This window comes from Termitidicoccus mucosus (assembly GCF_038725785.1).
Lineage (GTDB): Bacteria > Verrucomicrobiota > Verrucomicrobiia > Opitutales > Opitutaceae > Termitidicoccus > Termitidicoccus mucosus.
Genome location: NZ_CP109796.1, coordinates 6,314,457 through 6,326,446 on the forward strand (window position 1 = coordinate 6,314,457; position 11,990 = coordinate 6,326,446).

Here is an 11,990-nt window from a genome sequence, read left to right on the forward strand (position 1 = left end):
ATAACTGTGTTAATATATTAATATTAAATGTATTATTAATTTCGTTATAGGCTGATTATAAACCAAGCAGGCATCTTGCATTTGAGAAATAAAGAACACTTGGGATAACTGGTCCGCTTTGGGGCGGCGAGTTATGAGACGGGACCAGGAGTTACTACCTTTGAAGGCGCGGCGCAAGCGCACAACAAGGTCGAAGCGCCCGCAGGGGTTCTCCTCATCTTAAAAACAAGCATGGACCTGGTTCTCATTGGGAAAATGTTTTCGATCTCGATGCTTTTATACTACCAACCTTTCAATTTTGCTGCGTCGAGTGCCTCGTTGAGAGAGGGCAGTTCGGAATGCCACATTTTTTCCCACTCAAGGCTCACGGAACCCTCGAAGGAAGATTTGCGCAGTGTATTCAGGAGTGTCCGCATGGGGTATTCACCTGCGCCGGGAAGCACGTATTTGTATTTCCCCTCCGCCGTATCACAAGTGATGCTGTCTTTCACGTGCAGGTGAACGATGTTTGGAGCGATATTTTCCCACGTGGCCTCGGGCGATTCGCCGCCAATCCGCCAAGTGTGATGGGTATCCCAGAGAATGGAGGTTCCGGAGGGAGCTTCAGCGATAAACTCTTTCAGCTTCGATGAAGTGACCAAGGAACTGTGCGTCTCGACCATCACATCGGAGCGCCAGTTGTTCTTCTCGCGCATTTTATGCCACCAATTGAGCGTGGCAACGGACGCGACAAGGTCGGCGACACTAACACCGGCGGCGCCGTCGAAGACACGCAGTTTCACGCCGCCGAGCGCCTCGGCCCATGGGATATACTGGAGAAATGCGGCGAGCGCGGCGGCGTCGCCGGGCAGAAAAAGCGAGGTGTCGAGCGCGATGATGCGGACGGATTGAGCTGCGGCGGCGAAGGCGGCGGGTGTGCCGAACTCGCCGGCGAGCGCGGCGGGCAGGTCAACGGTGCCGCACGCGGCTCGCAATTCGACCTGACCGATGCCGTGGCGGGCAGCCAACGCGAGAATTTCGCACACCGAAAGCTCCGGACAGCCGAGACTCGAAAACGCGCGCGGTGGCCCAAGGCGGGGTTGTTTCATCGCGCCTTTGTATTATTTCCGCGTCTTTTTCCAGCACGCAGGGCAGACGCGGCGCCAAGCGCCGCCAGCGCGGCGAGGCACCAGACCGAGGGCGCGCCGCCACCGTGGCCATGGCCGGTTTTATTGCGATGGGTCACTTCGTAAGAGGTATCCACCTTCGGCAAAGGTGCCGTGCCTGTGGCATAAACCAGTGTCGTCACTTCATTATGTGAACCTATTTGGCGAATGGCTTGATTCTGGGTATCAGCGACATAGAGGTATTGCCCATCATTGCTGAGGGCAATCCCCTTGGGGTGATTAAACCACGCATTGGTTCCCGTGCCATCCTTGAAGCCGGCCACACCCGAGATGCCGTCGGTGCCGGGATTGCCGGCGATGGTGGTGACGACTCCGGCGGATGTCACCTCGCGGATGGTTGAATTTCCCGTATCGGCCACATAAATCAGTCCCGAGCCATCAACGATAATGCCTTCGGGTTGGTTAAACAGTGCAAATGTTCCAGTGCCATCAAGGCTGCCGGCCAAGCTAGGATTGCCGGCAAGGGTGGTGACTGATGATCCTCCATCCAACGCAATTTTTCGAATCGTGTTGTTGCCCGTATCCGCAACGTATAGAAAATTGCCGGAAGCTGCCGAGCCGGATGACTGAAAGGTGACTCCGGTCGGCTTGTTAAAGAGGGCCTGCGTGCCGCTTCCATCAGAGACTCCCGCATTCCCGGAAGCTCCGGCAACGATGGTGGCTTGATTTGTCCCCGCGGCGATCTTCCGAATGACATTATTGTCCGTATCCGCCAGATAGACGTTGCCACCGGGGTCAGTGGCGATGCCCGTCGGGTTGGAAAGGCCCGCCGTGCTTCCCGAGACAATCGTCGTGGCCGTCATGTTGTCATTGACCGCCCGGACGGCGTTATTGCCGCTGTCGGCTATATAAAGCGTGCCGGAGCGCACCGCGATGCCGGAGGGTCTTTGGAACTTGGCCATCGTCCCCGAGTCATCGGCAAACCCGCCGATGCCCGATGCGCCCGCGTAAACATACGCGCCATTCGTGGCGGTGATGGTTTGCACGACATGGAGTGAAGCATCGACAATATACACATCGCCGGCCGCGTCCATCGCGAGCGCCACCGGCCTGGAAAAGATGCCGTCGCCCGATGGCGTGACGGCGATGGTGGCGGTATCGCTGTCAGTCGTGCCATTGGCGTTGGTGATTTTGACCATGTAATCGCCGGCATTTGCCGGGGTGGCCTCGATGGTGAGTGTATTGCTTGTGGCGTCTTCAATGAGCACGCCATCCTTATACCATTGGCAAGTCACCGTGGCGCTCCCGGAAACGGTGACGGAAAGCGTGACCCGCGAGCCATCCGGCACGGTCTGGCTTGCAGGCTGCGCGGTGATTCTCGGCGGCATCGGAGCATTGACGGCGGTGGCATGCGTCTCGTCGCTGTCGGGGCCTTCCCCGTGCGCGTTGACCGGGGACACAACATAATAATACGTCGTATTGTTCTCCAGATTCTCGTCCGTGTAGCCCATGGTCGGCTCCGTGATGGCGGAAATCGTGGCGGCTTCGATAAACGGGCCGCCGGACGACAGGGCTCGTTTCAGCTTGTAGTTTGTCGTGCGCGAGGTGGATATCCACGCAAGGCCGATTTTGCCCTCGCCCTCGACGGTTGACGCAAGGCCATAGGGTTTCACCGGCGCGGTCTCGGGCACCTGCGCGTCGGGCAGCGTGTCAACATAGGCAGGCGGCTCGATCCCGTCGTTGGAAGAATGCATATAGTGATTATACAGGCGAATTTTGTTTGTATCCGGATAACGTATCGCGGTCTCCCGGTCCTCCTCCTTGATATTGCTGTTTTCAAGACCGGCATACCCTTCCAATCCACCAAGGCGAAACGCATGCACCGCCCAATCCCAATGCGGATGCGCCACCTCCTCCGCACCGGTATAATGGAAAAGGTCAAAGCAATCGCGCAGAAAAGTCCATGTGCTGTCCTGTCCGAGGAGGTTGACCGGCGCCCAGCGTTTCGAGCTGAATTCGCCGACAAAAATACGCGCATCAGGGTGCGCCGTCTGAAAATCAACGACGGGCACGAGGCGCTCCGCCAGATAATTCTTGTCCAGCAGCATCGGCGTGTATTCGACGGGGGCGTAATTGGTCAGGCGGTTGAACACCCCGGGATAATAATACCCCGAGACACCGTCGAAGCCGAACGTCCATTTGGGTTCTATAGTCGAGCCTTGCTCCGTGAACTCATGGGGCGAATAAAAGTGAATGCTGTAGATAATGCCGGGCGTGGTCGCGGGATCAAAGTATTTGAGGCGCGACAGATAGGCTTGGTTGGCGTAGCCGACCGGCTCGATGACAATATTGTGGTAGTGATCAATCGCGCGGATGGCAGCGACGACCTCCTCCAGTATGGCATTCCAGGCATCAGCGCCATCCAGCGGTTCCGCCCCGTTGGGCTTGGTTTGGGTCGCATCCGGATTGGGTTCGTTCAAGATTTCATAACCCGCGATGACGCTGCGTTCGTCCTTGTATCTTGTGGCGATGCTCTTCCAGAGACTGACGAGCTTGTTCTTGTTGGCGATTCCAGGGGCACCGGTCTCCTGCGACCATGTATTATATATACTATTGGGAAAAATGGCTTTTGTGTTGTGAAAGTCGATGATCACTCTCAGCCCCTTAGACTTGGCTGCGGCGAGGAAATTATCAAGCGTCGTCCAGCCGCTGGAAGGAAATGTCCACTCGACGCCTTCTTCGATTGGAGTAAACGCGGAACCGGTAAGTTGAGCCCGTACGATTTTGGTTTCCCAAGTCCTCAATACCTCCAAGTCGCCAGAGGTCAGCCATGTGCCGACATTGGCACCGCGCTGGGCTTCATCCGGCCATGACATGGAACCGCCCGCCCGTCCCACAAGGCGGAGGTTGTCAATCGTGGCGGGTGGGTCCGCCTGGTAGCCGCCGTTGTTGTTGGCACCCGTCGTCATCCGGAAGTGGGTGCCTACGGGGAAGGTCAGCGGAACGCCGGTGGGCATGGCATCGTAAAGCACGATGCCGCCCGACGGCACCGCAGTCGGCGTGGACGAGCCCTCGGGCAGGTAGGTGCCGGCCAGTTGGGTGATTTTTACGCGGCCTCCGTCGCTATATGAAACATTGAGCGCCATTTTCCCATTGGACATATCACCGGGGACGGGCCGATTGGCCAATAAATACTCGATATTGTCATACAACAGCGCCGAATTAATACCGGACTGGGTGAACTTGATGCTGAGCATGGCTTTGTTCGTAGCCTGCGGCGTGTTCAACCCGATTCTAAGGCCCTGTTGGTTCGGATTGGTGCCTGTCTTGTAATAAAAATTATCAAAGGAAAACTCGACTTTGCGGTCAGGCTGGAAATCGCGCTTGCTGCCCAAGGCCACATTTGGCGTGCCGTTGGTCAAAGTGAATACAAAACGGTTCTCTCCGCTGTCGTCCATTACGTTGAAAAAATCCCAGCCGGTTTTGTTGGTGGAAACGGCCTGCCACTTGTCCTTGTTGTCTGCGGGATCGTCGAAAACCATCATGTCGGTATCGATGCTTATATTATTGATGGTGGTTGGCGTGCCTTCGTCGAAGCCACCGTTGCCCTGGGTTTCGGCACGGATGACGAACGGGGCGGCGGCGGGGTCAATCGGAGCGTCAAAGGTTTGGTCGGCCAGTTTTGCGCCGTAAGCGGGGGCGGTCTGCGTCCCACCAGTGTCGCGGTAGCTGCCGCCGGTTTGCAGGACGACCACGCGTTTCTCGGCGGCGATATAACGGATGCTCAGCGCGACCGATCCGTTTTCGCACACCGGGCCTGCATCGAGCGGATATGCCGTGCCATTATAATACAAAACTCCGCCATTGCCGCCCGCCGTGACGCCCACGCCCAGCCTGTCGCCGAGGCCTACGACAAAGCGCGCGGCGTCGGGATTCGCGCGGGATTTCCATTGCAGCGAGTCGAACGAAAGCACGATGTCGCCAAACACACTGAGGCTCGACGAACTCACGAGGTTCACGTTGGGCGCCGTGCCGCCGGTGTCGCCGCCGGCCGGGTTGGCAAACACGATCCCGCCCACGCCGGCGCTCACTTGGTCGAATCCGGTGGAAAGCGTTTCGGACATTGCCGGGACAAGTCCCGTGTCGCCATCAATGGCGAGGCTGTCGATCGAGGCGCCCTGCGCGTTGGGCTGGAGGAGCAGGCAGGCTGCGGACAAGACAAGCGCGAACGCTGCCGGGCGGACGCGGGAATCGGATGCGGTGCGTGTTTTCATGATTGTTGGCTCAGGGTTGTGTAGGGATGGGTGTTGTGCGAATGATGGGCGCTCGAGAAACAGGAGGGGAAGCGCGGTCAGAGAAGGGTGACGGAAGCCTTACGGACAACGCGCGAAGGATGGCAGTCGATTTTAGCGTTATCGTAACGCAGCGTGCTTGCGCTTGCCTTGCTTTCTGTGTCGGATTGAGTCTCTGGCGGCATGAAAAACACCCCAAGAATCACGATGGCCGCAGTCGCGCGGTCGGCTAAAGTTAGCTCGATGACCGTGTCGAGGGCGCTGCGGGATGATGATTCTATTCCCGCGAACACCCGGGAGCGGATAAAAAAAATCGCGGAAAAGCTCGGCTATCGTCCCGACCCGATGGTTTCGCAACTCATGGCGCGCCTGCGCGTGAGCCGGACCGTCGGCACGATGCCCATTGCATGGCTCACGGCGCATCCCGCGGAAAACACGTGGCGCGGGCTTCCCACCAGCGGGGAAATTTACACCGGGGCTCGCGCACGGGCTGAGCAACTCGGTTACCGCTTGGAAGCGTTCTGGCTGCGGGCGCCCGGCATGACAGGGCGGCGCATGAGTGACATTTTATACAGCCGCGGCATTCGCGGCATCGTCATCCCTCCGTTGCCCGCCGGAGGCGGCACGATCGATTTGGCGTGGGAGCGTTTTGCGTGCGCCACCTGCGGCTATTCGCTCCGGCAGCCCGTGCTCCACCGCGCGTGCAGCCACCAGTTTCACGCCGCGCGCATCGCATGGGACAACTTTGCCAAACTGGGCAAACGGCGCATCGGCCTCGCGTTTTCCGTGGCGTGGGACCGGCAGCTCGACGGGCATCTGCTCGCCGGATTCTTGCGTGAACAGCACGACGCGACCGCCTCACGTCGCGTACCGCCGCTCGTCGCACCGGCGCTCACGCGCGAGGTGTTCATGCGGTGGTTTCGCCAGCACCGGCCCGACGCCATCCTCGGCGCTCCTCAGGCGCGCGATTGGCTGCGGGATGCCGGAGCGGCGGAAAAATGCGCGCTCGCGCTGATCAATATCGAGGACGGCGACGGCACCTTCCGGGGCGTCAACCACCATTTGCGCGAACTCGGAGAGTCCGCGGTTGACCTCGTCGCCGTCCAGCTCAGCTCCAATCAGTCCGGGATTCCCGCCGTGCCCAAGGTGGTGCTGGTGGAATGCTCATGGCACGAGCCGGTGGCGGCGTTACGATAACGCAAACACGCCTTTGCCCGCCGGAGCCGGCGCGTTTTTCGTGATGCCAATGATGACGCGCACCACCCCGGACGCTCCCGCATCCCCCAGCAACGCCACGGCAGATCGCACCGTGCTGCCCGCCCCGGTCAATGGTTACCGGGGCATCTGGTATGCCCTCGGCTATGTGTATGAGCACGGCGACAAATACTCCGGCGGACTGGGGACATATACCGCGGACCACGTGCCGATGGCGGTTTACGCCCCGGCGGTCAAAAAAACCTTTTTCACCTACGGCGGCACGACCGGCGAGACGCAGCGGCAGCTCGTCATCATGGTCTCCTACTATGACCACGCGCGGCACGAGATTCCGCGCCCGGTGGCGCTGCACACCGACATCGGCGTGGACGACCCGCACGACAACGCCACGCTGCATATCGACGCGGACGGTCATATATGGATTTTCAAGAGCGGTCGCGCGCTCATGCGGCCCGGCATTATATACAAAAGCCGTGCGCCTTATTCCATTGAAGCGTTTGAAAACGTCTCACAGCAGGAGTTCACCTATCCGCAGGCGTGGCCTGTTGACGGCGACGGATGGCTGATGCTGTTTACCAAATATCGGCACGCGCAGCCGCCCCACCTGCACCGCGAGCTGTATTGGAAAACCAGCCGTGACGGCCGCGGCTGGAGCGCCGACACCAAGCTCGCGGGCTTCGGCGGCCACTATCAGGTCAGCGCGCGCGCCGGCCGGAGAATCGGCACGTTTTTCAACTGGCATCCCGGCGGCGACAATGACCGGCGCACGAATATCTACTATGCGCAGACAGACGATTTTGGCAAAACTTGGACCAATGTCGCGGGCAAACCCCTCGCGCTGCCGCTCCCGGGGCCGGTCAACGACGCGCTGGTCGAGGATTTGCAATCGCATGGACGACTCGCTTACACCAGCGACCTCAATTTCGACGAAACCGGCGCCCCTGTGCTGCTTTTTGTGACAAGCAGCGCCGCCGAACCCGGTCCGAGGGGCGAGCCGCGCGAGTGGACGACACTGCATTGGCGTGACGGCGCATGGCGTCGTCGCGTCGTCACCACAACGGGTCATAATTACGACATGGGCAGCCTCTACGTGCATGGAAAGAAGTGGGGCATCGTCGCGCCCAGTGAGCGCGGTCCGCAGGCGCCGTGGGCCGGCGGCGAGATGGCGCTTTGGGTTTCGCCCGACGAAGGCGCGACATGGAAACGCGACGTCCAGATAACAAAAAACAGCCTGTATAATCATAGTTACGCCCGCCGCCCGATCGGCGCGACGGACCCGTTTTATTCATTCTGGGCCGACGGCGATCCCACGAGGATGAGTCGTTCGCATCTCTATTTCTGCGACTCCACCGGACGCAACGTCTGGCGGCTTCCCTACAACATGGACGCCGCAACCGCCAAACCGGAAAAGATCCGGACATGATTATATAAAAATGAAATCCTCCAGCCCCGCATCACCCCGGACAGCACATCGCATTCTTTTCGCGATGTCCGGCGGCGCGTTGACAACGTTCCTGCCCGGTTTCGACCCGGACGTATTTTCGCCGCGCACCTGTCGCTGCATGCCGACCGACGGAATGGATGCGGAAACGTGGAAAAAACTGCTTTTCGAATACCGTCCGACCATTCTCGCAAGCTGCTGGGGCACGCCGCGCATCCCCGGTGAGTTCATCGATGCGCCGGAATTTTCGCTGCACTATCTCTGCCACCTCGCAGGCACGGTCCGCTACGTCGCTCCGCGCCGCCTGCTCGAAAGGGACGTGCTCATATCGAACTGGGGCAATACCATCAGCCACACCATCGCCGAACACGCCGTGCTGCTGACGCTGGCCGCGCTGCGTTGCACGCCGGAGTGGCGGAAGATCTTCACGCTGCCTGAAAAAGAACAAAATGCCGCCGTGCGCGCGCTACCCACCCGCAGGCTTTGCGGCAAGCGCGTCGGACTGCACGGCTTCGGGGCTATCGCGCGCGAACTCGTCCCCTTGCTCAAGGCGTTTCATGCGGAAGTGCTGACGCATTCCGATGGCGTGCCTGTCGAAGAACTCCGACGCTGCGGCGTGCGGCCCTGCGCCACCATGGAGGAATTGTTTGCCAGCAGCGACGTGCTCATCGAATGCAAGGCGCTCACCGAGCGGACGCGCAACCTCGTCACCGGCCGCGTGCTTTCGCTGCTCCCGCGGGATGCGGTATTCGTGAACATCGGACGCGGCGCGGTCGTGGACGAGGACGCGCTCGCCCGGCTTGCCGCCGAAAAACGCATCCGCGTGGCGCTCGACGTGTTCGCGCAGGAGCCGCTCCCGGTGACATCGGAACTGCTCGCCACCGAAGGCATTGTACTCTCCCCGCACATCGCCGGTCCCACGCTGGATTCGCTGCCGGATTGCGGACAACTGGCGCTGCAAAACATCCGCCGCTACCTCGATGGAAAGGAAATCGAGGCCGCTGTCACCCCTGCCGTCTATGACCGCGCCACGTGATGTTTAAGGCGCGCGATGCGATCATAATTTTCTCCAAGAACCCAATAAAACGCCCATCCCAAATGAAAACTGTTGAAATATCTGACACACGTTACCCTACTGCCGCATGCGTTGAAATGCCCCGCGCGATGCGTCTTCATCTGCCCTTCTGGCTTGGCTTGGTCATGATTTTTGCCGCGACGTTGCGTGCCCAGCAAGCGCCGGCGAATGCAGCGGATGACGACGAGCTTGTCATCCTGTCACCCTTCGAGGTAAGGACGGACCGCGATGTCGGCTACGCCGCTGCCAGCGCGCTGACCGGCACGCGCACCGACAGCCTCATCAAGGAAACGCCCATCGCCATTTCCATCGTCACACGCGAGTTGCTGGACGACCTGAATCTAACCGACAGCATGGCCATCGCCGAGTGGGCCAACAACACCCTCCCTGCGGACTACAGTTCCAACGAATCCTTCGCCGCCAACGACATGCAGGTGCGATTCCGCGGCGTCGGCGCCACGCTGCCCACGCGCAATTATTTCCTCTGGTATGATAATTCCGACAGCTACAACACCGAGCGCGTGGACTTTGCGCGTGGCCCCAACGGCGTGCTCTTCGGCGACGGCAACCTCGGCGGCATCGCCACCACGTGGACAAAGCGCGCCAAGCTGAACAAAAACGAGAGAAAACTGGCGTTTGCCGCCGACAACTACGGTGGCTACCGCGCGACCCTCGACGTCAACCAGGCCATCGGCAAAAACGTCGCCGTGCGGGTGAACGCGCTCACACAGCACACGGAGAACTGGCGCGACGGCGTGGAGGGAAAGCGCGAGGGCGCGCACCTCGCTGCCACTTGGCGCATCACGCGCAACACCAGCGTCCGCGTCGAGGGCGAATGGGCGCAGCGCAGAGTCCCCCTGTATGCAACCACGTATGCGGAAAGGATGTCCTACTGGGACGGCACCTCCTATTACGACGCCAAGGACAATGCCAGCTTCAAACCCGGCACAGCGCAGGGTGCGCAGCGCACCGGCTCCGTCTCCTCCGACCGCCACTGGCTCTGGGTGCCCGCTGTCCCCCAGGCCGGCTACAGCAACTGGTCGCAAACCTACCGGAGCAACGGCACCGGTGTCCGCATGGACATCAATCCAAACCCATACATAGCCGGTGTGCCCCTGCTCCCCTACGTCGAATACAACCTGCAGCCGACCAACGACGTGGTAAACGCCAAATACCACACCTACACCGCCTACATCAGCCACCGCATCACGCCGGGCCTGTCCGTCGAACTGGCCTACAACCAGCTCAGAACCGACAAGGACGGCACCAGCGACCAGGCCGTGCAATGGAACGAAGGCAATGAATACAGAATCGACCTGAACAAATACCTGCCGAACAAGGACGCCGCCGGTAATTTCATCCTCAATCCCAAATTCGGCAAACCTTACTCCGACCAGCGTCTCTCCCAGTTTGAGTCCGGCTCGTTTGTGCGCGATCTGCGCCTGTCGCTGAGCTGGCAGTTTGACAAAAGACACATCTCGGAAGCCCTCAGCGTGCTTGCCGGCTCCCGCTGGAACGACACCTACCAGCGCGGTTACGTCCTTGCGAAAATCGAGAACAACACACCGGGCCTCACCTACGCCCGCATCCGCCTTTACTGGGACGAACCGCAGCGCTACAATACCAACGCCGCGGCCACCGCGATCCAGGCGGCCGCCGGCGCACCCTACGGCTGGCGCACGACCAACCGCACCGACTCCTCGCAGGACCTGATGTATGCGCAGGTAGTCAGCTCGACCAAGCTGCTGGCGCGGCGGCTGAACGTCATTCTCGGCGCGCGTTACGACAAATACGAAGGCCGCCAGCGCGCCGGTGCCACCTCGGGTAAATACGGCTACGACGCCACCGGCTACCCGATCATACAAGACGAGCCATATGTTGACGCCGATCCCGTGAGCTACAATGCCGGGCTGGTCTTCCGTGTCACGCCAAGCATCGGTGTTTACGGCAGCTATGCCGAGTCCTTCTCCATCCCGGTCGCCGGCCCTGGAAACATTGATGGCAGCCCGTCGAAAGTCGCCACCAGCGAATCCCGCGAGTTCGGCGTCAAGTTCGAATTTTTCGACGGCAGGCTCTCCGGCGCGATCAATTATTATAATTCGCGGCAGGTCGGACGCTACGCCTATGAAAGCCAGCGGCGCACGGAAATAAACCAAATATGGAATATCATGGGGCTTCCCGACAACGAAATTCCTTCCTATCGCGACACGCAGGATTACGTGGGCAACGGCTACGAGTTGGATCTCGTTGCCAATCCCTCCAAAAGCCTCCGCATCATGGCCAATCTAGCCCTCCCCGAGACCGAGGCTGATGACCTGATGCCCGGCCTGCGCAATTATTTCAACACCCACGTGACGGCGTGGCAGGCGGCGGCGGACGACCCATCCATGCCGGTCACCGACGCGGACCAGATCAGGACGCACATCGACTCCATCCGTACCACGCTCAACACGCTCACGCCGGGCACCAAGCTCAACAACACCGTCAACTACAGCGCGAACCTCTATGGGACCTACACATTCCAAGGCGGGTTTCTGAAGCGCCTTGCCATCGGTCTCGGTGCGAACATCCGCGGGCGCAACAAAATCAGCGCCTACAGCAACGATGCCTACAATTATATCTACGCCGACAGTTATGTTGTGTATAGCGGACACATTTCCTACAGCAAACGCTTCGGCAAAGTGAACGCGCGCTTCCAACTCAATATCGCCAATTTGCTGGACAATGACGACCGGGTTTACACCGGCAGCCAGAATTACCGCGAGGGCGGAATAACGGCCAATCCCATCATCACGGTGCCCGGCGCGTTTCGTTATATTGATCCGCGAAAAATCACCTTAACGGCCTCGTTTACCTTTTAA

At 59.8% G+C, this 11,990-nt stretch carries 6 protein-coding genes; 4 read left to right on the forward strand and 2 right to left on the reverse strand.

Annotated features, from left to right (window positions below; all coding sequences use genetic code 11):
* Positions 1-281: 281 nt before the first annotated feature.
* Positions 282-1,007, reverse strand: coding sequence for a sugar phosphate isomerase/epimerase family protein (locus OH491_RS22260; RefSeq protein ID WP_334319064.1), 726 nt, complete (start codon positions 1,005-1,007; stop codon positions 282-284).
* Between the two features lie 77 nt (positions 1,008-1,084).
* A complete protein-coding gene (locus OH491_RS22265; RefSeq protein WP_342750713.1) occupies positions 1,085-5,380 on the reverse strand; it encodes a cellulase family glycosylhydrolase in 4,296 nt (1,431 codons plus the stop codon).
* 201 nt (positions 5,381-5,581) lie between these two features.
* Between OH491_RS22265 and OH491_RS22270 the strand changes: the two genes are divergently transcribed.
* From OH491_RS22270 to OH491_RS22285, 4 genes are all read left to right on the forward strand, one after another.
* Positions 5,582-6,595, forward strand: a complete 1,014-nt coding sequence (locus OH491_RS22270) for a LacI family DNA-binding transcriptional regulator (RefSeq protein ID WP_068768985.1) — start codon at positions 5,582-5,584, stop codon at positions 6,593-6,595.
* A 49-nt stretch (positions 6,596-6,644) separates the two neighbouring features.
* Entirely contained in the window at positions 6,645-8,036 is a 1,392-nt protein-coding gene (locus OH491_RS22275; protein ID WP_334319062.1) for a BNR-4 repeat-containing protein, read from the forward strand.
* Positions 8,037-8,175: 139 nt separating this feature from the next.
* Positions 8,176-9,090 carry a hydroxyacid dehydrogenase gene (locus tag OH491_RS22280; RefSeq protein WP_334319061.1) on the forward strand — a complete coding sequence of 305 codons (915 nt, stop codon included), beginning with the start codon at positions 8,176-8,178 and terminating at the stop codon, positions 9,088-9,090.
* A gap of 128 nt (positions 9,091-9,218) precedes the next feature.
* On the forward strand, positions 9,219-11,990 hold the full coding sequence (locus OH491_RS22285; protein ID WP_145928584.1) for a TonB-dependent siderophore receptor: 2,772 nt from the start codon (positions 9,219-9,221) through the stop codon (positions 11,988-11,990).

Excerpts from the sequence above, each read along its gene's own strand:
- OH491_RS22275 (WP_334319062.1), top strand. The coding sequence starts at position 6,645 with ATGATGACGCGCACCACCCCGGACGCTCCCGCATCCCCCAGCAACGCC.
- OH491_RS22265 (WP_342750713.1), bottom strand. The coding sequence starts at position 5,380 with ATGAAAACACGCACCGCATCCGATTCCCGCGTCCGCCCGGCAGCGTTC.
- OH491_RS22285 (WP_145928584.1), top strand. The coding sequence starts at position 9,219 with ATGCGTCTTCATCTGCCCTTCTGGCTTGGCTTGGTCATGATTTTTGCC.
- OH491_RS22280 (WP_334319061.1), top strand. The coding sequence starts at position 8,176 with ATGCCGACCGACGGAATGGATGCGGAAACGTGGAAAAAACTGCTTTTC.
- OH491_RS22270 (WP_068768985.1), top strand. The coding sequence starts at position 5,582 with ATGAAAAACACCCCAAGAATCACGATGGCCGCAGTCGCGCGGTCGGCT.